This window comes from Pseudomonas sp. 478, from assembly GCF_003254125.1.
Lineage (GTDB): Bacteria > Pseudomonadota > Gammaproteobacteria > Pseudomonadales > Pseudomonadaceae > Aquipseudomonas.
The window spans coordinates 18,037-41,927 of sequence record NZ_QKZG01000009.1 but is presented as its reverse complement, the minus strand read 5'-3'; the positions used below and the strand labels follow the sequence as shown (position 1 = coordinate 41,927).

Sequence of the window (23,891 nt, the reverse complement as noted above, 5' to 3'; positions counted from 1 at the left end):
ACGTCTGCCGCCTCAGGAGAGTTCATGCGAAGGCCACAAGGATGTGGCCATTACAGGCCCCGGACATTCGTGTCAGGGGCCTGTTCTATTTGTGAGCGATGCAAAACCAAATGTGGGAGCGAGCCTGCTCGCGATTGCTGGCTAACATTCGACATTAATGTTGAATGAAAGACCGCTATCGCGAGCAGGCTCGCTCCCACATTAAATTGTGCCCACATAAGATCTTGGTGGATTCAGTTACCGCGCTTGCTGGTGATCTGCTTCAACCGATTACCTTCAAAACGCAGGTACTGATACATCCCGCCGTTGGGTCCGTAGGTCCATTCCTCGACTTGAAATTCTTCCCGTCGGTTAGCGCTGCGCTTGTAGCCCAACAGATCACGGCTGACCGGTTCTCCGCATTTCTGCAGCACTTCGCTGGACCTGTCCCCGACACTGACCAATTGACTGCCGCAGCGCAGGGTGTCGGCTGCCGAGGCGTGACTGGCGATCATCGCCAGAGCCAGGCTCATCAGCCATTTCGCGCCCATCATTCGGCGTCCAGATGCAGCGGCGTAACCACTCGACCGTCACTTTCCGCTTCGCCAAGGTTAGCGTCGATGAAGTACACGCGGTCATCGGCCAACTGACCCTTGTCGACCAGATAGTCCTTGATGCTGCTGGCGCGTTCCTGACCCAGCTGGCGTAAGAGCACGTCGCTGGAACTCCAGAACTTGATTATGCCTTCGCGCATTTTTGCCGTGCGTTCTTCCTTGCCCAAATCCTTCCACTCGGCGGGCGGTTGGGTCTTCAGGCGCGTGCGATAGATCCCTTCAAGCAGCGGACCTTTCTCGTTATCCGGTACATCCAGCAATGAAGCCTGAGCCGGCACCTTGTCGCCGCGGCGCTGGAGCATTTTGTAGTAGTTGTACTGGTATTCCCGCTCCAGACGTTGCTCGGCGATCAGCGGGCCATCGCTGCTGGCGGCCGCCGTGCCTTCGATTTCCAGGCGCAGGGCCGGACGTTCCTTGAGGGCCTGGGACAGTTTGACCAGCGAACCTTCGGCGTCCTTGCTCAGGTCGCTTGAACCCGGCGCAAACGACACGGTGCCCAAATCTTCTGAACCACCGCCACTGACCAGCCCGCCAATCATTTTGAAGGGCGCCGCGGCGGCCTTTACGATCAGGTTGCGCAGGGTCTGCCAGATGATAGGCATGACACTGAATTGCGGGTTGTTCAGGTCGCCGCTCACCGGCAGCTCGATGGAAATCTTGCCGTCGACATCCTTGAGCAAGGCAATCGCCAGCTTCAGCGGCAGGCTCACGGCGTCTGGGCTGTCGACCTTTTCACCCAGTTGCAGCTGCTCGACCACCACTTTGTTTTCGGCCAGGAGTTGGCCGTTGGTGATCTTGTAATGCAGGTCGAGATTGAGTCGGCCCTTGCGGATGCGGTAACCGGCGAACTTGCCGGAGTAGGGCGTGAGCGTGGTCAGTTCAACACGTTTGAAACTGGTGGCGATGTCGAGGCTGGCCATCGGGTCGAACGGGTTGACCGAGCCCTTGATGGTGACCGGCGCATAACGGTCGACCTTGCCTTTGATATCGACGCTGGCCGGTTTCGCCTGACGGCTGTCGATGGTGCCGATTTGCCCGTTGAGCTGTTGAATGGCCGTGGCGAAATTCGGGGTCAGGCTGAAGTCGGCGAAGTTGGCCGAGCCGTCATTGATGGCAATGCCGCCAATGTGGATGCCCAGCGGCTTTTCCTGGCTGGCCGGTTTGGCAGCAGCCGTTTTGGCGCCGGAGTCCGGCGGTTGCGGGATCAGCAGGTCGTCGATGTTGGTGGTGCGGTCATCGTTGATCATGAAGCGCGCATAAGGCTGGAACAGGTTGACCTTGTCGATCGACAGGCTGTCGCCGTGCTGATAGTTCAGGCCTTCGAGCACCAACTGCTGCCACTTGAGGAAGTCGCGGGTTTTGAGGGTGTCGAGGGTATGCAGTTGATCGACTTGAGCACGGCCGGTGACGCTGAATGCCAGCGGCTCGGTGCTTTTCAGATCGACCGCCAGATCACTGCCGAGCATGCCGCTGCGCAGTTCCAGGCGAATGAACGGGGTGATATAGGACTGGGCGATGCGCAGGTCGATGTCCTTGGTTTGTACGTTTAACCTGGCGCTGATCGGGGCGAGATTGACGATACCGTCTGCCGTGATCTTGCCTTGCTTGCCCACGCCCGTGTCGAGCTTGAGGTTAAAAGGCGCGCCATTGAGGCTGTCGAAATTCTGCAGGTCCAGGTTCAGCGGGCCGACGTCCAGCGCCACGGCCGGTTGCGCCTTGCGGTCAGCCAGATGCACCTGGTAATTGCGCAGTTGCACGTCTTTGAGCAGCACCTGCCATGGCTTGCTCGGTGGCGCCGGGTCGGGTTTCGGTGAGTCGGCGGCGGCTGGCGTGGCGGCCGGTTCGGCCTTGGCTTTGACGGCTGCTTTGGACGGTTGGCTGGCGAACAGTTTCTGCCAATCAAGTTGCCCGTCGGCTTCGAGGGCGGCCCAGGTTTCCAGTTTCTGGCTGCGGATCTTGCCGACGACCACTTGTTGCTTGGCCAGGTCGACGGTGGTTTCGCTGATGTCCAGCCGCTCGAGTTTCGCCAGCGGTCGGCCGTCTGGTGCTTTGATCGCGAACGGCGCGACGCTGACGGCGACGTTGCTCAACAGCAGTTCGGTTTCCTTGGACAGGTTGAGTTTGTAGTCGGTGCTCAGGCTGAGGACGCCGTCTTCAAGCACCAGTGGCACCGCGTCACGCACATAGGGCCAAAAGGATTTCATCTTGCCGTTGGTGATCTTCAGCTTACCTTCGGAGGTGATCGGGATCAGGCTGAAATTGCCGGTCCAGTCGATCTGTCCACCTGCCGGGCCGATGGCCACCAAGGTCATGTCGGCACTGTCTTCAGGCAGGGTACTGAGGTTTTTCAGTTCGAAGTCGAGTTTGTCGTAGAGGAATTCGATGGGTTCGCTGGGGCGTTGATCCTGGAAATGCACGGCACCGCCGGCCAGTTTGATCCGCTCGATGCGCAACGGGAACGGTTTGGCGTTCGGGTCGGCCGGGGTCGGTTCACTGGCGGGGATTTTGAACAGGCCAAGCAGATTGAGCTTACCGTCCTTGCCGAAGAGGATTTCGGTCTTGGGTTTGTCTATTTCGATATCGGACAGGTGTAGCGCCTTGGTCCAGAGGCTGTCGATCTGCAGGTTGGCGTACAGGCGCTCGAAGCCGACCTGCTCCTTGCCCGGTTCGCCGATGATCAGGCCCCACAGGGTGACTTCAAGGCTGAAGGGGTTGAGTTCGATACGCTGGATCGTTGCGGGCGTCGTCGCGTAACTGGCCAATTGTTGATTGGCCACCCGCAACGCGATACCCGGCAAAATCAGAAACCCCAGCAGACTGTAGAGGGCTAGAGCGGTCAACAGAGCGCCAATAGCGCGAATCAATCCTTTGGGCATGTGCGGCTTCATCTGTCTGAATCGGAGTGCGTTGGAGTATGGCATGCGTTTCCGGTTCCGAAGTGATCCTGCTTTATAGGATTTATCTGATTTTTCGGACGAATCTCAGAGCTGAAGAATCAGGGTTTTCAGCGGCGGCTGTTCATCCATTGACGGAAAATCGCCACCCGGTTTCATCACTGTCCACTCGCGCACCGGTCGGCCGGCTTTCTCTGCACAACGCAAAACTTGCTCGCGCCAGTCGTCCATGCTGACTTTTGCCAGGTTATTGCAGCAGATCAGAACGCCATTGTCGGCGGTGGTCAGCAGTGCCGGCTTGAGCAGGCTCTGATAGTCGCGCAGCAGGTCGACGGTGCCGAAAGCGCTCTTGGCCCAGGCTGGCGGATCCAGCAGCACCAAGTCGTACTGACGCTGTTCCAGACGTTGATAGCTCGGCAGTTTTTGCCCGCGGCGCTGGCTGATCGGCAGGCCGGCCAACTGGCGGATGGCCGGGAAGTAGTCGGACTGGATGAAGTCCATGGTCGGCAACTGCGGATTGAGCAGGCCGTTCTCACGGCCGACGGCCAGGTTGCCCTCAGCGAAATCGAGGTTGCAGACTTCACTCGCGCCACCGGCCGCCGCACTCAGGCCGACGCCACAGGTGTAGGCGAACAGGTTCAGCACGCTTTTGTTTTTGCTGTGCTGCTTGACCCAGCCGCGCGTGTTGCGCAGGTCGAGGAACAGCAGCGGGTCCTGGCCGGCGTGGCGACCGCGAACCCGGTAATTCAAGCCCCATTCGTGACCGATCAAGTCTTGCAGGGCGGCCTCGTCGGCGCGGTAGACGGTGTCTTCACGGTCGATGCGTGAGTTGCCCCGGGAGCGATCGTTGTAGACCAGCAGCGTTTCGAGGCCCAAGTGCTGATTGATGGTGTCGTGCAGTTGCAGCAGCGCATCCCGTTCCAGCGACTGGTGAAAGCTTTGCACCTGCAATTGCGGGCCGTAGCGGTCGATCGTCAGGCCGCCGGCGCCTTCCTGGCTGCCGTGGAACAGGCGATAGCAATCGGTGCCTTGCTGATGCAGCTCGGCCAGCAGGTCCTGACGACGATTGAGGGCGGCGCGCAGCGCCTGATTCAAGGAAGACATGCTGGGCGCCTTGCAGGAGGGAATTTGGCGCGGGAGTTTAACAGCATTGCACCTGTGGCGAGGGAGCTTGCTCCCGCTGGGCTGCGAAGCGGCCCCATAATCTCAGTATTTGTCGAAGATTTTGCGAGCGCTTCGCACTGGTGCGCCAGCCCGGTCGGGCGGGAGCAAGCTCCCTCGCCACAGAAGGCCGACATTCAGCGTTTTTTGTGTATGGCCTGAGCTTAGGTCAACAATCCCATCCGTCGTTTGGCCCGGTGCACCGAGCCGTTACGCACCGCCCAGCGCAGCATTGGCACGCTGCGATTGACGCTGGCGCGGATCAGCTTGCGTTGCAGCGGGCTCTGGCTGACGCCCAGCATGTCACTGGCCCAGTCCGGCAGCAGGTCGATCCCGGCCTTCATCATCAAACCGCCGAAAGGTCTGGCCAAACGGCTGGGGGACGGGGCGTTCAACAACAGCCGTAACACCTCTCGACTGCGTTCATCGCACAGTAGCTGTGGGCGAATGCGCTCCAGATAATCGGCAATTTCCTGCCGCGAACGCGGCACGTGACGGGCACCGAGCCGTTCGGCGACCAACGCGATTTCCGCGTAGTAACGGTCCTGATCCGCCAGGGACAGGTTCGGATTGCGGTAACGCAAATGGGCCGCGAGGAAGTTGCTGACCTCGGCCACGTGCACCCAGGTCAACAGATCGGGATCGCTGGCGGCGTAGGGCCGGCCGTCCGGTGCCGTGCCGGTCACTTGCAAATGGATGGTCCGGACTTTCTCGATCAGCCAGTCGGCGTCCTTTCGCGAACCGAACGTGGTGCCGGAAATGAACTGCCCGGTGCGACGCAGCCGGCCGATCATGTCCTCGCGGAAATTCGAATGGTCCCAGACCCCGGCCAGGGCCAGTGGATGCAGGGCTTGCAGCATCAGGGCGCTGATGCCGCCGATCAGCATGCTGCTGAAGTCGCCATGCACTTGCCAGCACACCGAGTCGGGGCCGAACAGGCCGGGATCACCCTTGGGGTTTTCCAGGTCGAGCTTGCCCAGAGACAGACCGGTCAGGCTCATAATCTGGGTTTCGATGCGGGTTCGAATGAATTCCATGGCGACTCAGTGGCGGAAAAGGAGGCGCGGCCATTAACGGCCGCGCAGGCTTTTGAAACAAGCGATTACTGGTTCAGGCGTTTATCGACCAACTCCTGGACCACGCTCGGGTCAGCCAGGGTCGAGGTGTCGCCCAGGCTGTCCAGTTCGTTGCAGGCGATCTTGCGCAGAATGCGCCGCATGATCTTGCCCGAACGGGTTTTCGGCAAGGCCGGTGCCCACTGGATCAGGTCCGGTTTGGCGAAGCTGCCGATTTCCTCGCTGACGTGAGCCAGCAATTCTTTCTTCAATTCGTCACTGGGCTCGGTGCCGTTCATGGGGGTGACGAAGGCATAGATGCCCTGACCCTTGACGTCGTGCGGGTAACCGACCACCGCCGCTTCGGCGATGCTGTCGTGCAGCACCAGCGCGCTTTCCACTTCCGCGGTACCGATGCGGTGCCCGGAAACGTTGATCACGTCGTCGATGCGCCCGGTGATCCAGTAATCGCCATCCTCATCGCGCCGGGCACCGTCGCCGGTGAAATAGTAACCGGGGTAGGGCTTGAAGTAGGTGTCGACCATTCGTTGCGGGTCGCCATAGACGCTGCGGATCTGCGCCGGCCAGCTGGATTTGATCGCCAGCACGCCGCTGCCGGCGCCTTTGATTTCCTTGCCCACTTCGTCGAGCAACACCGGTTGCACGCCGAACATCGGTTGCGTGGCGCAACCGGGTTTGATCCGTTGAGCGCTGACCAGCGGGCTGAGCATGATGCCGCCGGTTTCGGTCTGCCACCAGGTATCGACGATCGGACAACGCTGTTCTCCGACGGCATTGAAGTACCACTCCCACGCTTCCGGGTTGATGGGCTCACCGACAGTGCCGAGTAATCTGAGGCTCGCGCGGGAAGTTTCCTTCAACGGTTCGGGGCCTTCACGCATCAGGGAGCGCAGGGCGGTCGGGGCGGTATAGAAAATGTTGACATGGTGCTTGTCGATCACCTGCCAGAAGCGCGAGCTGCTCGGGTAGCTCGGTACGCCTTCGAAGATCAGCGTGGTCGCGCCGTTGGCCAGCGGACCGTAGACGATGTAGCTGTGGCCGGTGACCCAGCCGACATCGGCGGTGCACCAGAAGACTTCGTCGTCGCGGTAGTCGAGCACGTACTTGAAGGTCATCGCCGCTTGCAGCAGGTAGCCGCCGGTGGTGTGCAGCACGCCTTTGGGTTTGCCGGTGCTGCCGGAGGTGTAGAGGATAAACAGCGGGTCTTCGGCGCCCATCGGTTCCGGCGGACAATCGTCGCTGACGTCACGCAGCGCCTGGTGATACCAGATGTCCCGGCCCTCGACCCAGTCCACTTGGCCCTGGGTACGCTCGACCACGATCACGGTGCTGACGTTCGGACAACTTTGCAGCGCTTTGTCGACCTTCTGCTTGAGCGGCACGACTTTACCGCCGCGCACGCCTTCATCGGCGGTGATCACGGTGCGGCAGTCGGCATCGAGAATCCGGTCACGCACAGAGTCCGGAGAGAAACCCGCAAACACCACCGAATGCACTGCGCCAATGCGCGTGCAGGCGAGCATGGCGTAGGCGGTTTCAGGGATCATCGGCATGTAGATGCACACGCGGTCGCCTTTCTTCACGCCACGGCTTTTGAGCACGTTGGCCAGGCGGCAGACGTTGTGATGAAGTTTTTTGTAGCTGATCTGCACGGATTCGGCAGGGTCGTCGCCTTCCCAGATGATCGCGGTTTGATCGCCGCGCTTTTCCAGATGACGGTCGATGCAGTTGTAACTGACATTCAACTTGCCGCCGGCAAACCAGCTCGCCTCACCGGTTTTCAGGTTATAGCGCTGGACGGTATCCCACGGGGTACTCCAGTCGAGAAAGCGTGTGGCCTGTTCGGCCCAGAAGGTGCTGGGGTGCTCGATGGATTGGCGGTACAGGCGCTTGTAGTCGTCTTGACTTAATTGTGCGGCCCGGCGGACGGCATCGGCTTGGGGGAACGTGCTGATATCGAACATGACGGTTCCTTATTCTTGTTGCAACAAGTAATAAAGATGCGCCGAGTGGGGGAAGGGTTCAAGTCAGACACAAAACCAATGTGGGAGCGGGCTTGCTCGCGAAGGTGGTGGGTCAGTCGACATAAATGCTGAATGACAAACCGTCTTCGCGAGCAAGTCGCACCGCCGCTCCCACAGGGTTAGCCGCGGTGACGACCGCGGAAGTAGTTGATCAAGCCTTGGGTCGAGGCATCGTCAGCCGGGCTTTCTTCGCTGCCGACCAGGCGGTTGTAGACGCCTTTGCCCAGCTCTTTACCCAGTTCCACGCCCCACTGGTCGAAGGCGTTGATGCCCCAGATCACGCTTTGCACGAAGACTTTGTGTTCGTACATCGCCACCAATGCGCCGAGACGACGCGGGCTGATGCGTTCGACCACCAACGTATTGCTCGGACGGTTGCCCGGGATCACCTTGTGAGACGCAAGTTTCTGCACCTCTTCTTCGCTCATGCCTTTGTCGCGCAACTCGGCTTCGGCCTCGGCAAGGGTCTTGCCCAGCATCAGCGCCTGGCTTTGCGACAGGCAGTTGGCGTACAGCCACTGGTGGTGGTCGGACACCGGGTTGAAGCTGACGATCGGCACGATGAAGTCGGCCGGGATCAGTTGGGTGCCCTGGTGCAGCAACTGGTGGTAAGCGTGCTGACCGTTGCAACCCACGCCGCCCCAGATCACCGGACCGGTGTCGGTGGACACTGGCGTGCCGTCCTGACGCACGCTCTTGCCGTTGGATTCCATGTCCAGCTGTTGCAAATGCTTGGTGATGTTACGCAGGTAGTGGTCGTACGGCAGGATCGCGTGGCTTTGCGCGCCCCAGAAATTTCCGTACCACACGCCGAGCAGGGCCAGCAGCACCGGCATGTTCTGTTCGAAAGGTGCGCTCTGGAAATGCTGGTCCATGGTGTAGGCGCCGGACAGCAATTCCTTGAAGTTCGACATGCCAATGGCCAGCGCGATTGGCAAACCGATGGCCGACCACAGCGAGTAACGGCCGCCAACCCAGTCCCACATCGGGAAGATGTTTTCTTCGCGGATCCCGAAGGCCACCGCTGCTGCATTGTTGCTGGAGACGGCGATGAAGTGGCGGTACAGCTCGGCTTCCGAACCACCCTGAGCCAGGTACCAGGCGCGTGCGGCCTGGGCATTCTTCAAGGTTTCGAGGGTGTTGAAGGATTTCGACGAAACGATAAACAGCGTGGTTTCGGCACGCAGCTTCATGGTCAGTTCGTGGAACTCACTGCCGTCGATGTTCGCCAGGTAATGGCAGCGCACACCCTTCTGGGCGTAGGACAGCAGCGCTTCGGAGACCAGCTCCGGGCCGAGGAACGAGCCACCGATGCCGATGTTCACCACGTCGGTGATCGGCTTTTCGGAGTAACCGCGCCACAAACCGTCGTGGATGCGGCCCACGAGGTCGGTGATCTGGTTCAGGACCTTGTGCACTTCCGGCATCACGTTGACGCCGTTGACCTTCAGCTTGTCGCCGACCGGACGGCGCAGTGCGGTGTGCAGGGCGGGGCGGCCTTCGGAGGAGTTGACGATTTCGCCTTCGAACAGCGCTTTGATCGCGCCCTGGAGGTCGACTTCGTTCGCCAGGCCCACCAGCAGATCGCGGGTCTGGACGTTGATCAGGTTTTTCGAGTAGTCGAGAAACAGGCCGCAGCTGCTGAGGGTGAATTGGGTAAAGCGCTGCGGATCGGCATTAAAGGCTTCGCGCATGCTGAAATCTTGCATGGCTTGGCGGTGGTCATTCAACGCTTGCCAGGCGGGCAGAGCGGTAACGTCTTGAGGGGTGCGGTAATACGCCATCGCTGCGGGTTTCCTTTTTACTTGAACGGCCTTTTGAACACTGAAAATACCGGAGCGCTGTGGGTGGGCGTCCGGTCAACTGCGTCGACACGATTTCATGACACAGGGCGAATACAGTAAACCTCGCGCTGCGATCTGTCTTGACTTTGTCTGACCCGTTCCCGGTACTTTTTTATACATCGAGCAGGGAACGGTCCGACAAACGGAAGGGGAGGGGCTAAGACTGGATCAGGCGACCTGAACCGGAATGGCATTGCTGGTGTGGCTCAGTTCATTACCCGGGGCCATGTAGAGCATGCGTGGCTTGAAGTTGAGCAGCTCGGCTTCGCTGTAGTGGGCGTATGCGCAGATGATCACGCGGTCACCGACCTTGGCCTTGTGCGCTGCGGCACCATTGACCGAGATCATGCGCGAGCCTTCTTCGCCACGAATCGCGTAGGTGGTGAAGCGTTCACCATTGTCGATGTTGTAGATCTGGATCTGTTCATACTCACGGATGCCGGACAGGTCCAGCCATTCGCCGTCGATGGCGCAAGAACCTTCGTAATCGAGTACAGCGTGGGTGACTTCGGCGCGATGCAGCTTGGCTTTGAGCATGATGGCGTGCATGAGTGTTTCCCCAGGTCGGAATCGAACGGCGGGCATTGTGCCCAAAGACTTGAGGGCCAGCAATACGGCGTGTGGAGTCACCGCCGACCCCCATGTGGGAGCGGGCTTGCTCGCGAATGCGGTGTGTCATTCAGCATTTATGCCGACTGATCCACCGCATTCGCGAGCAAGCCCGCTCCCACATTGGGTCGGCGGTGTTCAGGCGGGTGCGTCGAGGTTCAGATGCAGGTTGTCGATCAGCCGCGTAGTGCCCAGGAACGCCGCCACCAGAATCACCAGATCCCGATCCTGCGCAGTCGCCGGGCGCAAGGTCAGCGCATGACGAATTTCCAGATAGTCAGGACGCAAACCCGCCGCTTCAAGCTGCTTGATCTGCGCATCAATCAACGCCGGGAAATCCCGTTCGCCCTGTTTGATTGCGTCGGCAATCTGGCTCAAACCGCGATACACAACCGGCGCAACGGCCCGCTGTTCTTCGCTGAGGAAACCATTGCGCGACGACAGCGCCAGGCCATCGGCCGCACGTACCGTCGGTTCGCCGATGATCTGGATCGGCATGTTCAGGTCATGCACCAGGGCGCGGATCACCGCCAGTTGCTGGAAGTCTTTCTGGCCGAAGATCGCCAGGTCCGGCTGGACCATGTTGAACAGCTTGGTGACGACCGTCGCCACCCCTTCGAAATGCCCGGGACGGCTGGCGCCGCACAGGCCTTCGGAGAGTTGCGGAACGCTGACGCGGGTCTGGCCGACCATGCCGTCGGGGTACATTTCTTCAACGGTTGGCGCGAACAGCAAGTGGCAACCGGCCTGGAGCAGTTTCTCCTGATCGGCCGCGAGGGTGCGCGGGTACTTGTCGAGGTCTTCGCCGGCGCCGAACTGCAACGGGTTGACGAAAATGCTCGCGACCACGAAATCCACTCGTTGGGTGGCTTTGGTCACCAGTGCCACATGACCGCTGTGCAGGTTGCCCATGGTCGGCACGAAGCCGATGCGCTTGCCTTCACTGCGGGCACGGGCCACGGCGGCCCGCAATTCGCGTACGGTTTTTACGGTGTTCATGCAGAGAATCCGTGTTCGATACCAGGGAAAGTCGCCGCTTTGACTTCAGTGACGTACGCACCAAGCGCCGCTTGAATGTTTTGTTGCCCAGCCATGAAGTTCTTCACGAACTTCGGCATACGGCCAGTGATCGACAGGCCGAGCATGTCGTGCAGAACCAGGACCTGGCCGTCGGTGCCGCTGCCGGCGCCGATGCCGATCACCGGAATACCCACCGCCTGGGTGATTTCCTCGGCCAGTTCACTCGGTACGCACTCGAGCAACAGCATGGCTGCCCCCGCCTGTTCCAGAGCGATGGCATCGGCGCGCATCTGGCGTGCCTGGTTCTCGCTGCGGCCCTGGACTTTGTAACCGCCCAGAATATTCACCGATTGCGGTGTCAGCCCCATGTGGGCGCACACCGGGATACCGCGTTCGGCCAGCAGACGGATCGAGTCCGCCAGCCACAGCGCACCTTCAACCTTGACCATGTGCGCACCCGCCTGCATCAACAGGGCGCTGTTGGTCATGGTTTGTTCGAGGGTGGCGTAGGCCATGAAGGGCAGGTCGGCGAGGATCAACGCATCGGTGTTACCGCGTTTGACGGATGCCACGTGGTAAGCCATTTCCGCGGTGGTGACCGGCAGGGTGCTGTCGTGACCTTGCAAAACCATGCCAAGGGAGTCGCCCACCAGTAGCACTTCGACGCCAGCCTCATTGCAGGCGTGGGCGAAGGTCGCGTCATAGCAGGTCAGCATGGTGATCTTTTCACCTTTTTGCTTGAGACCTTGCAGAGTGGTCAGGGTGATGGCTGGCATGAAAAGTTCCTCATTCAGGCGCTGTGGAAACTACTGCGAGTAACGCGCGTGATTCTTCGTTAAATACAGGCGCACGGTCTGTTGTCGTGCTTTTAAGGCCTGGATTGCGCCCTTCAACGCCGTGTTGGCGGCAGCGGGACGCCTATAGTCGTGAGGAGAACTCGGGAAGTCAATTGCGTGTGTTACCGCATTGTTACGTGTGGGGTGTTACCGGGGTAACTGATGCGATTCAGCAGGATTGCCGTCGATCTTGAGTCCGGTACAAAACACTGTGGGAGCGGGCTTGCTCGCGAATGCGGTGTGTCAGTCAACATTGAGGCTGAATGGCACACCGCATTCGCGAGCAAGCCCGCTCCCACAGGGGATTTTTGTCAATTTTGGGGGAGGCGTTCAAGGCCGACGAACGGGCAGGCAGCGAGCAGTTCGCTGAGGTTACGGCCGTCAGCCAGACGCAAATCCGCAGGCGCCAGTTCGGCCAGTGGATAGAGAACGAACGCTCGTTCCTGCATATGGTAGTGAGGCACCTTGAGGCGAGGTTCATCGATCAGCCGATCACCGAACAGTACGATGTCGAGATCCAGCGTACGCGGCCCCCAGCGTTCAAGGCGCTCGCGGCCCTGTCCGTTCTCGATGGCTTGCAGCGCATCAAGCAGCTCCAGCGGCGGGAGCGTGCTGTCGAGGGCGGCAACCGCGTTGGTATAACGCGGTTGGCCGGGCAGCAGCGAGTCGCTCTGATAAAACCCGGAAACCCCGATCAGTTCGGTCTGTGGCAACTGTGTCAGCGCCTCGACGGCGCTGCGCAATTGTTCGGCGGGGTCAGCCAGATTGCTGCCCATGCCGATGTAGATGCGTTCCATGGACTACTCGCCTGTGGCGCTCGGTGCGCCGGCGGTGCGTTTGCGCTTGGCACCACCGCTGCGGCGACGCTTGCGTGGCGCGCCGGTGCCGTCATCCTTGCCGCTGAGATCGCGGATCATGTCGCGACGTTCGCTGTCGTTGGCGTCCTGATAATCCGTCCACCATTCGCCCAGGCCATCGGTCAGCTCACCGGCGCTTTCGCGCAGCAGCAGGAAGTCGTAACCGGCCCGGAACCGCGGATTGTCCAGCAACAGGTCGGCGCGCTTGCCGCTGCGGCGTGGCAGACGCTCTTGCATGTCCCAGATCTCGCGGATCGGCATGGTGAAGCGTTTCGGAATCGCGATGCGCTGGCACTGTTCGGCAATCAACTCGTGAGCGGCTTCCTGCATGGCCGGAATCGGCGGCATGCCACGTTCTTGCAGGCGCAATACACGGGCCGGCAGGGCAGGCCAAAGCAGCGCCGCAAACAGGAACGCCGGGGTCACCGGTTTGTTCTGTTTGATCCGCAGATCGGTGTTGATCAACGCATCGCTGATCAGCGTGTGGGTGTACGTCGGGTTGTATTCCAGCGCCTCGGCACTGGCCGGGAACAGCGGATCGAACAGCTGCAGGTCGACCAGCATCTCGAAGGTGTCCGCGGCATGGCCGGAGAGGAACAGCTTGAGCACTTCTTCGAACAGGCGGGCCGATGGGATCTCGCGCAGCATCGGCGCCAGTTCACGGATTGGCACGGCGCTGTGCTTTTCGATGCCGAAATTAAGCTTGGCGGCGAAACGCACGGCTCGCAGCATCCGTACCGGATCTTCCTGGTAGCGTTGCTTCGGGTCGCCGATCAGGCGGATCAGGTGATTGCGGATGTCGTGTACGCCGTTGGCGTAATCGAGGATGCGCTCGCTGACCGGATCGTAATACAAGGCGTTGATGGTGAAGTCGCGGCGCTGCGCGTCTTCTTCCAGCGTGCCATAGACGTTATCGCGCAGGATGCGCCCGCTTTCGTTACGGGAAGACTGGTTGCTGTCTTCCTCTTCATCGTTTTGCGGGTGATTGGCGCGGAAGGTCGCGACTTCAATGATTTCGCGGCCAAAGTGGATGTGCACCAGTTTGAAGCGGCGACCGATGATCCGCGCGTTGCGGAATTCGGCTCGCACCTGCTCAGGCGTGGCACTGGTGGCGACGTCGAAATCTTTTGGCGTGATGCCGAGCAGCATGTCACGCACACAGCCGCCGACCAGGTAAGCCTGATAACCGGCGTTCTGCAGGCGTTCGACGATGTTCACCGCGTAGCGACTGAATTGGGCCTTTTGCAGCGAATGTTGGCCGCTGTTGAGCACTTCAGGCGTACTGCGAATGTGTTGCGTATGACGCTTGGGAGAACGGAATGACTGGAACAGCTTCTTCAGCATGGGATGCACTGTTTGAAGGAATGTTCGGCCAAAACGAAGAATGACCGCATGATGGGCGGGGATTCTAGCATTTAGTCGGGGGATGGTGTAGGAAGCTGCGCAAGCGCTTGAAGGGAGTGTCTGGTACGCCTGGGCCTGTAGCAGCTGCGTTGTGGCGAGGGGATTTATCCCCGTTCGGCTGCAAAGCAGTCGTAAAACCAGAGATTGGGGTGTGTCAGAAGAAACCGGTTGCCTGTATTGCGACTGCTCCGCAGTCGAACGGGGATAAATCCCCTCGCCACAACGCAGCTGCTACAAAGTGCCGCTACAAGGGCCAAACACCAGAAACTACAAGGGGAGCCGAAGCTCCCCAAGAAAGTAGTTGCATGCTCTATTTTTATTTTTGATTCGGGCTTTTTGTTTTTGTTAAGTGCCCTCGCCATGAAGTTTTTCCTTCATGACCCTCCCAATCGGGAGCCAAGAGCAAACGGATTGCTTTGGTCGCTGTGTTGCAGTGATCTTGCGATCCAACCAGTTCAGGCTCTGTCTTGTGACAGTTTTTTGTTGTTCTCGGCCTGGTCGTGGGGCAAGCCCCAAATACAACGCCTCTCCAAAAGAATCAGTTAGCTACGCCTCTCGCCGTCTTGTTTTTATTGTGCGTGAGTCGATACGTCTTATTTTTATTGTCTTGTGCATTGCTTGTTATTGTTCTTGTACTAAACATATAGCAGGGTGCGTGCCAACTTTTGCGAGGCCCAGCAAAACAAGGAGTTAGGCCCGCTGGTGAGGTTTTCAGAGGCCAAAAAAAACCGGGGCTTCGTTACCGTAAGCCCCGGCTTCTGTTACGTGGAAAAGGTGAGGTAACAGTTTTTTCACCTTGTCACGTGTTACCCGCACATCAGACAGGTGAGGTTCAGCTCTCGCTGGCCACCCCGGTCTTGCGCCGCGGAATGCCCAGGCGCTGACGGCGTTCCCACAGGCATTTGCGACTGACACCGAGTTTGCGTGCCAACTCGGTTTCGGTCATGTGGTCCTGGTGTTCGAGAACGAAGTGTTGGAAGTAGTCTTCCAGTGACAGGTCTTCGGTCGGCTCATGGCTATTGTTACCGGCGGCGCTGCCCTGTTGTGGTGTCAGGCCGATGAAATCGTCATCGTCCAGATCGCTCAGTTCGATGTCGATCCCCAGCAGCTCGGCGGAAATCTCCGGGCTCTCGCACAGGATGACCGCACGTTCTACGGCGTTTTCCAGCTCCCGAACGTTACCCGGCCAGGAATAGTGACGAATGGCTTGCTCGGCATCCGGGGCGAACTTCAGGTCGGTGCGGTTGACCCGCGCGCTCTGCCGCGCCAGGAACGCGTTGGCAATTTCGTTGACGTCGGCGCCGCGCTCGCGCAGGGCCGGCAGTTTCAGGGCGATCACGTGAAGGCGGTAATACAAGTCTTCACGGAACTGGCCGATCTTCGCCAGGCTCTTGAGGTCCCGGTGAGTCGCGGCGATCAGGCGCACATCGACTTTCTGGGACTGCACCGAACCCACACGACGAATTTCACCTTCCTGCAGCACCCGCAGCAGGCGGGCCTGGGCTTCCAGTGGCAGTTCGCCGATTTCGTCGAGGAACAAGGTGCCGCCGTCGGCGGCTTCTACCAGGCCGGCACGCCCGGCGCTGGCGCCAGTGAACGCGCCTTTTTCGTGGCCGAACAGTTCGGACTCGATCAGGCTTTCCGGAATGGCCGCGCAGTTCACCGAAATCATCGGCGCCTTGGCGCGTTTGGACAGGTTGTGCAGGGCGCGCGCCACCAGTTCTTTACCGGTGCCGGATTCGCCCTGAATCAAAACATTGGAGTCGGTTGGCGCGACTTTGCGGATCTTGCTGTACAGATCCTGCATCGGCGGGCAGGAGCCGATGATGCCGATTTCGCCATTGTTATTGCTGGCGCCCGGTTTCGCGGCGCCATTACCGGCCTTACCGGCGACCGGTTCACCGCTGGCTTGCACCGTTTGACGGTCACGCAGGATGCGCGCGACGGCTTGCAGCATTTCATCGTGATCGAAAGGCTTGGCGATGTAATCCACCGCGCCCATCTTCATCGAGTCGACCGCCGAACGCAGGCTAGCGTAGCTGGTCATGATCAGCACCGGAGTGCCCTGGCCGAGTTTGATCAACTCGGTGCCAGGCGCGCCAGGCAGACGCAGGTCGCTGACGATCAGGTCGAACGTGGGAATGGTGAAGCGTTCTTGTGCTTCCTGCACTGAACCGGCTTCGCTGACCTGGTACTGGTTACGTTCCAGTAGGCGGCGCAAGGCGGAGCGGATAATTGTTTCGTCTTCGACGATCAAAATGTGCGGCATTGATTCGATACTCTCGACGGTCTCAGTTCACAGCGGACGTCGCTTCGACATGACGCGGCAAGGTCACCCGGATACGGGTGCCGCGTTGGCTTTGAACATCAGCCGGGCTGTCGATGGTGATTTGTCCATAATGCTCTTCAACGATGGAATAGACCAGTGCAAGGCCCAGACCGGTGCCTTCGCCAGGATCCTTGGTGGTGAAGAAAGGTTCGAACAATCTATCCATGATGTTCTTCGGAATACCGCTGCCTTCGTCCTCCACGATCAAATCGACCGTGTGTTCGCCGGCTTCGCTTTTGACCCGCACCGCACTGCCGGGAGGCGAGGCGTCGCGGGCGTTTGAGAGCAGGTTGATCAGTACTTGCGCAAGTCGCTGCGGGTCGCCTTCGACCCAGTGATCGGGATCGCACAGGTTGTAGAACTGCACTTCGAAATTGCGTCGGTTCAGCGCCAGCAAACCGATGGCATCCTGGGCCACTTCGGCCAGACAGACGGGCTCGTCGCTGTGCTGATGACTGCCGGCGTGGGCGAAGCTCATCAGCGACTGAACGATGCGCGACACGCGTTTGGTCTGCTCCAGGATCTGCCCGCTGATTTCCTTCAGTTCGCTGTCTTCTTCGCGCTCTTCGCGCAGGTTCTGCGCCAGACAGGCGATGCCAGTGATCGGGTTGCCGATTTCATGGGCCACACCGGCGGCGAGTCGACCGATGCTGGCCAGGCGCTCGGAGTGCACCAGTTTGTCTTCGAGCATCTGGGTTTCGGTCAGGTCTTCCACCAGCAGCACCAGGCCGCTGTTACCCGGGGCCAACGGTTCATCGATCGCGGCTTTGTGCAGGTTCAGCCAGCGGGTCTGGCCGTCGAGGGCCAGGTGCTGTTTGTGCAAATGCTCGTCCGGCAGATTGATGAAACCTTGCAGCAGCTCTTTCCAGGGATCGGCAATGGTGCTCAGCCGCGAGCCGACCACACGCTGTGCGGCAATGCCAGTCAGCTCCTCCATGGCTTTGTTCCACATGAGGATTTCCTGATCCTTGGCCAGCGAGCAAACGCCCATCGGCAATTCCTGCAGGGTCTGGCGGTGATAGCGGCGCAGGGCATCGAGCTCGGCGGCCAGCCCGGTCAGGCGCGAGTGGTAATCCTCGAGGCGACTTTCGATGAAGTGGATGTCTTCGGTAACGTAGTTTTCGCCGCCGGCCTTATAAGGCAGGAATGTCTCGACCATGTCCTGCGCCACACTCGGCCCCATCAGGCCGGAGAGGTTGGCTTCGATACGGTCGCGCAAGCGGCGCAAGGCGTAAGGCCGGCGTTCATCGAAAGGCAGATAGAGGTCGCGCAGGGCCTGTTCGACTTCTTTCTGCGCAGCCTTGGCGCCCAGGGGCTTGGCAAGCTGTGTGGCGAATTCCTGGGGGGAGGCGGCGTGCAGTTCGCGGCGTTGCGGCCGACGCACGTTGTCCACGGCGCAGGCTTCAGCGGCGCTGGCTTCTTCGCTGCTGGCGTTAGTGAACAGCGAGATCAGGGTGAACATCAGCACGTTGGCCGCCAGCGAGGCGATCGCCGCCATGTGCCAACTGGTGTCGTCCAGCACGTAGATCATGTTCAGCAGCGGTATGTAGAAACCCTGCAGATTGCCGACCAGCGGCAGCAGCATGGTTACCAGCCACACCAGAATCCCCGCGAGCAAACCAGCGATGAAACCGCGGCGGTTGGCGGTCGGCCAGTACAGTACCGACAGCACGCCCGGCAGGAACTGCAGGGTGGCGACGAAGGCGACGATGCCCAGATTCGCCAGATCCTGCTCCGCGCCCAGCAGCAGGTAGAAACCGTAACCGGCCATGATGATCGCGACGATCAGCGCCCGGCGGGTCCATTTCAGCCAGCGGTAGATATTGCCTTCGGCCGGCGGCTGATAGAGCGGCAGCACCAAATGGTTCAGCGCCATCCCGGACAGGGCCAGGGTGGTGACAATGATCAAGCCGCTGGCCGCCGACAAGCCACCGACATAGGCCAATAGCGCCAGGGCCTTGTTGTTGGCGGCGATGCCGATGCCCAGCGTGAAGTATTCCGGGTTGGTGGTGGCGCCGAGTTTCAGCCCGGCCCAGAGAATCAGCGGTACCGCCAGGCTCATCAACAGCAGAAACAGTGGCAAGCCCCAGCTCGCGCTGACCAGCGAGCGCGGGTTGAGGTTTTCGGTAAACGTCATGTGGTACATGTGCGGCATCACGATCGCCGAAGCGAAGAACACCAGCAGCAGCGTGCGCCATGGACCTTCCTGCAATGGCGTGTGCAACGCGGCGAGGGCGGTCTGGTTTTGCAGTAGCCACAGTTCCAGCTGTTGCGGGCCGTCGAATACGCCGTACAACGCATACAAGCCAACGCCGCCGATGGCGATCAGCTTGATCACCGATTCAAAGGCAATCGCGAACACCAGGCCTTCGTGTTTCTCCCGCGTCGCAATGTGCCGCGAGCCGAAGAAAATCGTGAACAGCGTAATCAGTGCGCAGAAGCTCAGGGCCACGCGATGTTGCACCGGCTCGCGGGTGAGGATGCCGATGGAGTCGGCCACCGCCTGAATCTGCAACGCCAGCAGCGGCAGCACGCCGATCAGCATGAAGATTGTGGTCAGTGCGCCGGCCCAGGTGCTGCGGAAGCGGAAGGCGAACAGATCGGCCAGCGACGACAGCTGATACGTGCGGGTGATTTTCAGGATCGGATACAAAAGCACCGGCGCCAGCAGAAACGCGCCGGAGACGCCCAGATAGCTGGACAAAAATCCGTAGCCGTATTGATAGGCCAGGCCCACCGTGCCGTAAAACGCCCACGCACTGGCATACACGCCCAACGACAGGGTGTACGTCAGCGGGTGGCGAATGATCGCCCGGGGGATCATGCCCCGTTCGCTGACCCAGGCTACGCCGAACAGCACCGCCAGGTAGGCGGCGCTGATCAGGATCATCTGGGTCAGGCTAAAGCTCATCGGCATCTTTTTGGCTCTGCAGGATGAAGGTCACGACGATCAGAATCAGCCAGAGCAGATAAGGGCGATACCAGGCGCCAGTGGCGTCGATCCACCAATCCATGATGGCCGGGGAGAACAGATAAATCCCCACTACCAGGAGCAGGACCAAGCGATAGATGTACATCCCGGCCTCTCTTTTTTATGCGCGTGCCCGAAAACGTGCGGCGATGGTAACGGATGGGCGCGCCACTGCAAGTGCGATCACTGTAGTTGTGCTTCGGGCAGGTTGAGTGTGCGCGGGATCAACATGGCATCCCAGTGGGCGATGCCCCAGTTCAACACTTCCCGTGGAGTGGCGTAAGCCAGTTCGGCACCGGGATTGTGCCCCAGTGCGCGCAATGCACGCAGCAACAAAGGGGTTGCCTGATCTTCGGTCAACGGCGGCGAACGATAGGACTTGCCGAGCTTGTGGCCATCGGGCTGGGTGATCAGCGGGATATGCAGATAGCGCGGTTGCGGCAGGCCAAGCAATTCTTGTAAGTAGAGCTGGCGCGGCGTGGAGTCGAGCAGGTCGGCGCCGCGGACGATATCGGTAATGCCTTGCCAGGCGTCGTCCAGCACCACCGCCAATTGATAGGCATAGAGCCCGTCGCGGCGACGAATCACGAAATCTCCGACTTCCCGGCCCAGGTGTTGGCGGTATTCGCCTTGCACCCGGTCGATGAAGTGATATTCCAGCTCGGGGACACGCAGGCGAATCGCAGCATCTTTAGTGTCATGACCGGCGTTGCGACAAAAGCCCGGGTAAATCCCGTGATACGGCTCCAATTGTTTGCGCGAGCAAGTGCAAGCGTAGGCCAGGCCCTGATTGAACAGGCGATTGAGGACTTCGGCGTAGGCATCGTGCCGGTCACTCTGTCGGACCATTTCGCCATCCCACTCGAAACCGTAGCTTTCCAGGGCTTTGAGGATCGCCGCCTGAGCGCCGGGCTCTTCCCGTGGCGGATCGAGATCTTCCATGCGCATCAGCCAGCGGCCACCCACCGAGCGCGCGTCGAGGTATGAGGCCAGCGCTGCGACCAGCGAACCGAAATGCAGATGGCCACTGGGCGTGGGGGCGAAGCGCCCGATGTAGGGAGTGGAAGTCGTGGCGGTCATGGACGAATGTTACATCTCTGGTCGTGCGCGAGTCCCTGTGGGAGTGAGCCTGCTCGCGATAGCGGTTTCACATACAACACATTCGTTGACTGACACACCGCAATCGCGAGCAGGCTCGCTCCCACAGGAGGGCTCGCCGTGGCGAATGTCAGAAACAAAAACGGAGCGTTCGCACGCTCCGTTTTTCGTTCAAGTCGAGATTACTTGCCGACTTGCTTTTCCTTGATTTCCGCCAGGGTCTTGCAGTCAACGCACATGTCGGCGGTAGGGCGGGCTTCCAGTCGCTTGACGCCGATTTCGACGCCGCAGGACTCGCACCAGCCATATTCTTCGTCTTCGATCAGTTGCAGCGTCTTGTCGATCTTTTTGATCAACTTGCGCTCGCGGTCACGGGCACGCAGCTCGAGGCTGAATTCTTCTTCCTGGCTGGCACGGTCTGCCGGGTCCGGGAAGTTGGCCGCTTCGTCTTTCATGTGATCAACAGTACGGTCGACTTCCTGCATCAAGTCCTGTTTCCACTTATTCAGGATCTTGGTGAAGTGAGCGCGCATGGGCTTGCCCATGTACTCCTCGCCCTTCACTTCTTTGTAGGGTTCGAAGCCGCTGATCGACTGGTTCTGTTGTTGCTTTGCTTGGGTGGACATGAAATAGACCGCCTCTACTCTTGTAATCCATTGCGCAGGATTGCTCCATCACCGACACCTGCCGGCCCTGCGGCTGCAAGCGGGCGAACTTACCAGATCAAATCGGACCGCGCTACTCCCGGATGTCGAGGTAGTGGCCCGCTGTGCTTGCAAATGATTGCAAAGCCTTGTCTGGCGGTGCTGGAGACCTGATCAATTATTGATTTTAGTCAAACCTGAGACACTCGCTTGAGTCGTTTGAGACCAGCGTTATAACGGTCTGACCGCTTTAGGTTCTCGCTCGTTCCTGCGCTTGGGTAGAATCAGTTCTTTTCCCCGTTGAAGGAAGGCTAATGGCTCAGTCCTACAGTGCCCGCAGTCGCGCGATCGAACCTTTCCATGTCATGGCGCTGCTGGCGCGGGCCAATGAACTGCAAGCCGCTGGTCACGACGTGATCCACCTGGAAATCGGCGAACCCGACTTCACCACCGCCGAGCCGATCATTCAGGCTGGCCAGGCCGCATTGACGGCGGGGAAGACCCGTTACACCGCCGCGCGTGGCATTCCCGAGTTGCGTGAGGCCATTTCCGGCTTTTATCAGCAACGTTACGGTTTGAACATCGACCCGCAGCGAATCCTCATCACGCCTGGCGGTTCCGGTGCGCTGCTGCTGGCCAGCGCCTTGTTGGTGGATCCGGGCAAGCACTGGCTGCTGGCGGACCCGGGATACCCGTGCAATCGGCACTTTTTGCGGCTGGTGGAAGGCGCAGCGCAGCTTGTTCCTGTAGGCCCGGACGTGCGCTATCAGCTGACGCCGGAACTGATTGCCCGCCACTGGGACCACGACAGCGTCGGCGCCCTGGTGGCCTCGCCAGCCAATCCGACCGGGACGATCCTGACCCGCGATGAACTGGCGGGCCTGTCTGCCGCGATCAAGGAGCGTCACGGTCATCTGGTGGTGGACGAGATCTATCACGGCCTGACCTATGGCACTGATGCGGCCAGCGTGCTGGAAGTCGATGACAGTGCCTTTGTACTGAATAGTTTTTCCAAGTATTTCGGCATGACGGGGTGGCGACTGGGTTGGCTGGTGGCGCCTGAAGCGGCGGTCGGTGAACTGGAAAAGCTCGCCCAGAACCTCTACATCAGCGCCCCGAGCATGGCCCAGCACGCCGCTCTGGCCTGCTTCGAACCGGCCACGATCAGCATTCTGGAAGAACGCCGCGCCGAATTCGGCCGTCGTCGGGATTTCCTCTTGCCAGCCCTGCGAGAGCTGGGCTTCGGTATCGCTGTCGAGCCTGAAGGCGCGTTCTATTTGTATGCCGATATCAGCAAGTTCGGCGGCGATGCCTTCGCGTTCTGCCGACATTTCCTCGAAACCGAACACGTTGCGATTACTCCGGGTCTGGACTTCGGTCGTTATCAGGCCGGCCATCATGTGCGGTTTGCCTACACCCAAAGTCTTGCGCGCCTACAGGAAGCGGTCGAGCGGATTGCGCGCGGCTTGAAGAGCTGGCAAGGCTGATGCGTTTTCATCCTCCCCTCGAAGAAGGCCGTTTGATTCGTCGTTACAAGCGTTTTCTCGCCGACATCGAAACCGTTAGCGGCGAGTTGATGACCATTCATTGCCCCAACACCGGCTCGATGCTCAATTGCCAGGTCGAAGGCGGGCAGGTCTGGTTCAGCCGTTCCAATGACCCCAAGCGCAAGTTGCCCGGTACCTGGGAAGTCGGCGAAACCCCGCAGGGGCGCTTGTTTTGCGTGAACACCGGGCGAGCCAACGGCTTGATCGAAGAAGCGTTGCGAGCGGGTGTCATCACTGAACTCAACGGCTTTACCGAGCTGAAGCGCGAAGTGGCCTACGGTCAGGAGAGGAGTCGCATCGATTTCCGCCTCGATTACTCGAGCGGGCCGGCTTATGTCGAAGTCAAAAGTGTCACCCTGGGCTTCGACGGTTCGCTGGTAGCGGCATTTCCCGATGCAGTGACCCAGCGCGGGGCCAAGCATTTGCGCGAATTGGCGCATTTGGCCCGGGACGGAATTCGTGCGGTGCAGTTGTATTGCGTCAATCTCACCGGCATCGACGCTGTGCGTCCTGCAAAAGAAATCGATTCGGCCTACGCCGACGCTTTGCGTGAAGCGGTGGCGTGCGGAGTCGAGGTGCTGGCCTATGGCGTGCGGTTGACCCACGAAGAAATGCTGGTCGATCGGCGTCTGGAAGTGTTGCTCAACGGCTAAAGACTGACCCAGATCCCTTGCTCGTCTTCGCGGCAGGCGACGGTGGTCAGAGACTGACCGGCGCAAGGACCGGCGACGCATTCGCCATCTTCGATCAGAAACAGTGCGCCGTGGGTCGCGCACTGGATCAGGCTGTTGCTGGGGTCGAGAAACTGGTCGGGTTTCCATTCCAGTCCGACGCCACGGTGCGGGCAGCGATTGATGTAGACGTAAACCTGGCCGCCACGGCGCACGGCAAAGAGCTTCTGGCCGTCGATGTCGAAGCCGCGACTGCTGGCATCGGCCAGCTCAACGCCTGCACAAAGAAACTTCATGTCTATCCTCAAGTCCG

At 59.9% G+C, this 23,891-nt stretch carries 19 protein-coding genes; 2 read left to right on the top strand and 17 right to left on the bottom strand.

Features of this window, described 5'->3' with window-relative positions; genetic code table 11:
* Positions 1-233 precede the first annotated feature (233 nt).
* The 16 genes from DFS28_RS19220 to dksA form a co-directional block, all read right to left on the bottom strand.
* Positions 234-530: a DUF2845 domain-containing protein gene (locus DFS28_RS19220; RefSeq protein ID WP_111451067.1), complete on the bottom strand. Its 297-nt coding sequence runs from the start codon at positions 528-530 to the stop codon at positions 234-236.
* Positions 530-3,514, bottom strand: a complete 2,985-nt coding sequence (locus tag DFS28_RS19215; protein WP_178082218.1) for a DUF748 domain-containing protein — start codon at positions 3,512-3,514, stop codon at positions 530-532. The genes DFS28_RS19220 and DFS28_RS19215 overlap by 1 nt, the downstream gene beginning before the upstream one ends.
* Positions 3,515-3,574: 60 nt before the next feature.
* Positions 3,575-4,591, bottom strand: a complete 1,017-nt coding sequence (locus DFS28_RS19210) for a class I SAM-dependent rRNA methyltransferase (RefSeq protein WP_111451065.1) — start codon at positions 4,589-4,591, stop codon at positions 3,575-3,577.
* A gap of 221 nt (positions 4,592-4,812) precedes the next feature.
* Positions 4,813-5,685, bottom strand: a complete 873-nt coding sequence (locus DFS28_RS19200) for an oxygenase MpaB family protein (RefSeq protein WP_111451063.1) — start codon at positions 5,683-5,685, stop codon at positions 4,813-4,815.
* A 65-nt stretch (positions 5,686-5,750) separates the two neighbouring features.
* A complete protein-coding gene (gene acs, locus DFS28_RS19195; RefSeq protein WP_111451062.1) occupies positions 5,751-7,688 on the bottom strand; it encodes an acetate--CoA ligase in 1,938 nt (645 codons plus the stop codon).
* 179 nt (positions 7,689-7,867) lie between these two features.
* Entirely contained in the window at positions 7,868-9,532 is a 1,665-nt protein-coding gene (gene pgi / locus DFS28_RS19190) for a glucose-6-phosphate isomerase (RefSeq protein ID WP_111451061.1), read from the bottom strand.
* A gap of 228 nt (positions 9,533-9,760) precedes the next feature.
* Positions 9,761-10,141 carry an aspartate 1-decarboxylase gene (gene panD, locus DFS28_RS19185; RefSeq protein WP_008153310.1) on the bottom strand — a complete coding sequence of 127 codons (381 nt, stop codon included), beginning with the start codon at positions 10,139-10,141 and terminating at the stop codon, positions 9,761-9,763.
* A 198-nt stretch (positions 10,142-10,339) separates the two neighbouring features.
* The gene (panC, locus tag DFS28_RS19180) at positions 10,340-11,200 is read right to left on the bottom strand and encodes a pantoate--beta-alanine ligase (protein ID WP_111451060.1); all 861 of its coding nucleotides are present in this window, start codon (positions 11,198-11,200) and stop codon (positions 10,340-10,342) included.
* Positions 11,197-11,997 (bottom strand): 3-methyl-2-oxobutanoate hydroxymethyltransferase, encoded by an 801-nt coding sequence (panB, locus tag DFS28_RS19175; RefSeq protein WP_111451059.1) that lies wholly within the window; start codon positions 11,995-11,997, stop codon positions 11,197-11,199. The genes panC and panB overlap by 4 nt, the downstream gene beginning before the upstream one ends.
* Before the next feature lie 371 nt (positions 11,998-12,368).
* Complete coding sequence (folK, locus tag DFS28_RS19165; RefSeq protein ID WP_111451058.1) at positions 12,369-12,854, bottom strand: 2-amino-4-hydroxy-6-hydroxymethyldihydropteridine diphosphokinase; 486 nt, start codon at positions 12,852-12,854, stop codon at positions 12,369-12,371.
* A 3-nt stretch (positions 12,855-12,857) separates the two neighbouring features.
* A complete protein-coding gene (locus tag DFS28_RS19160; protein ID WP_111451057.1) occupies positions 12,858-14,258 on the bottom strand; it encodes a polynucleotide adenylyltransferase PcnB in 1,401 nt (466 codons plus the stop codon).
* Between the two features lie 892 nt (positions 14,259-15,150).
* A complete protein-coding gene (locus DFS28_RS19155) occupies positions 15,151-16,587 on the bottom strand; it encodes a sigma-54 dependent transcriptional regulator (protein WP_111451056.1) in 1,437 nt (478 codons plus the stop codon).
* A 22-nt stretch (positions 16,588-16,609) separates the two neighbouring features.
* Complete coding sequence (locus DFS28_RS19150; protein ID WP_162247459.1) at positions 16,610-19,564, bottom strand: sensor histidine kinase; 2,955 nt, start codon at positions 19,562-19,564, stop codon at positions 16,610-16,612.
* A complete protein-coding gene (locus DFS28_RS19145) occupies positions 19,548-19,724 on the bottom strand; it encodes a hypothetical protein (protein ID WP_003176118.1) in 177 nt (58 codons plus the stop codon). Before DFS28_RS19145 ends, DFS28_RS19150 begins: the two co-directional genes overlap by 17 nt.
* A 77-nt stretch (positions 19,725-19,801) precedes the next feature.
* Positions 19,802-20,698, bottom strand: a complete 897-nt coding sequence (gene gluQRS / locus DFS28_RS19140; protein WP_111451055.1) for a tRNA glutamyl-Q(34) synthetase GluQRS — start codon at positions 20,696-20,698, stop codon at positions 19,802-19,804.
* 200 nt (positions 20,699-20,898) lie between these two features.
* Complete coding sequence (dksA, locus tag DFS28_RS19135; RefSeq protein ID WP_008153293.1) at positions 20,899-21,342, bottom strand: RNA polymerase-binding protein DksA; 444 nt, start codon at positions 21,340-21,342, stop codon at positions 20,899-20,901.
* A 332-nt stretch (positions 21,343-21,674) separates the two neighbouring features.
* On the opposite strand from dksA, the gene DFS28_RS19130 reads away from it, so the two are divergent.
* Together DFS28_RS19130 and sfsA are read left to right on the top strand one after the other, a co-directional pair.
* Entirely contained in the window at positions 21,675-22,847 is a 1,173-nt protein-coding gene (locus tag DFS28_RS19130; protein WP_111451054.1) for a pyridoxal phosphate-dependent aminotransferase, read from the top strand.
* Positions 22,847-23,560 carry a DNA/RNA nuclease SfsA gene (sfsA, locus tag DFS28_RS19125; protein WP_111451053.1) on the top strand — a complete coding sequence of 238 codons (714 nt, stop codon included), beginning with the start codon at positions 22,847-22,849 and terminating at the stop codon, positions 23,558-23,560. The genes DFS28_RS19130 and sfsA overlap by 1 nt, the downstream gene beginning before the upstream one ends.
* Here sfsA and DFS28_RS19120 read toward each other — a convergent pair.
* Positions 23,557-23,874: a Rieske (2Fe-2S) protein gene (locus tag DFS28_RS19120; RefSeq protein ID WP_008153288.1), complete on the bottom strand. Its 318-nt coding sequence runs from the start codon at positions 23,872-23,874 to the stop codon at positions 23,557-23,559. The genes sfsA and DFS28_RS19120 overlap by 4 nt on opposite strands.
* Between the last annotated feature and the right edge of the window lie 17 nt (positions 23,875-23,891).

What these genes read in the sequence shown, in the direction of transcription:
- DFS28_RS19120 (WP_008153288.1), bottom strand. Translation starts at nt 23,874, where the DNA reads ATGAAGTTTCTTTGTGCAGGCGTTGAGCTGGCCGATGCCAGCAGTCGC.
- DFS28_RS19160 (WP_111451057.1), bottom strand. Translation starts at nt 14,258, where the DNA reads ATGCTGAAGAAGCTGTTCCAGTCATTCCGTTCTCCCAAGCGTCATACG.
- folK (WP_111451058.1), bottom strand. Translation starts at nt 12,854, where the DNA reads ATGGAACGCATCTACATCGGCATGGGCAGCAATCTGGCTGACCCCGCC.
- DFS28_RS19130 (WP_111451054.1), top strand. Translation starts at nt 21,675, where the DNA reads ATGGCTCAGTCCTACAGTGCCCGCAGTCGCGCGATCGAACCTTTCCAT.
- DFS28_RS19145 (WP_003176118.1), bottom strand. Translation starts at nt 19,724, where the DNA reads ATGTACATCTATCGCTTGGTCCTGCTCCTGGTAGTGGGGATTTATCTG.
- gluQRS (WP_111451055.1), bottom strand. Translation starts at nt 20,698, where the DNA reads ATGACCGCCACGACTTCCACTCCCTACATCGGGCGCTTCGCCCCCACG.
- acs (WP_111451062.1), bottom strand. Translation starts at nt 7,688, where the DNA reads ATGTTCGATATCAGCACGTTCCCCCAAGCCGATGCCGTCCGCCGGGCC.
- panB (WP_111451059.1), bottom strand. Translation starts at nt 11,997, where the DNA reads ATGCCAGCCATCACCCTGACCACTCTGCAAGGTCTCAAGCAAAAAGGT.
- DFS28_RS19155 (WP_111451056.1), bottom strand. Translation starts at nt 16,587, where the DNA reads ATGCCGCACATTTTGATCGTCGAAGACGAAACAATTATCCGCTCCGCC.
- DFS28_RS19215 (WP_178082218.1), bottom strand. Translation starts at nt 3,514, where the DNA reads ATGCCATACTCCAACGCACTCCGATTCAGACAGATGAAGCCGCACATG.
- DFS28_RS19210 (WP_111451065.1), bottom strand. Translation starts at nt 4,591, where the DNA reads ATGTCTTCCTTGAATCAGGCGCTGCGCGCCGCCCTCAATCGTCGTCAG.
- pgi (WP_111451061.1), bottom strand. Translation starts at nt 9,532, where the DNA reads ATGGCGTATTACCGCACCCCTCAAGACGTTACCGCTCTGCCCGCCTGG.
- DFS28_RS19220 (WP_111451067.1), bottom strand. Translation starts at nt 530, where the DNA reads ATGGGCGCGAAATGGCTGATGAGCCTGGCTCTGGCGATGATCGCCAGT.
- sfsA (WP_111451053.1), top strand. Translation starts at nt 22,847, where the DNA reads ATGCGTTTTCATCCTCCCCTCGAAGAAGGCCGTTTGATTCGTCGTTAC.
- dksA (WP_008153293.1), bottom strand. Translation starts at nt 21,342, where the DNA reads ATGTCCACCCAAGCAAAGCAACAACAGAACCAGTCGATCAGCGGCTTC.
- DFS28_RS19150 (WP_162247459.1), bottom strand. Translation starts at nt 19,564, where the DNA reads ATGCCGATGAGCTTTAGCCTGACCCAGATGATCCTGATCAGCGCCGCC.
- panC (WP_111451060.1), bottom strand. Translation starts at nt 11,200, where the DNA reads ATGAACACCGTAAAAACCGTACGCGAATTGCGGGCCGCCGTGGCCCGT.
- panD (WP_008153310.1), bottom strand. Translation starts at nt 10,141, where the DNA reads ATGCACGCCATCATGCTCAAAGCCAAGCTGCATCGCGCCGAAGTCACC.
- DFS28_RS19200 (WP_111451063.1), bottom strand. Translation starts at nt 5,685, where the DNA reads ATGGAATTCATTCGAACCCGCATCGAAACCCAGATTATGAGCCTGACC.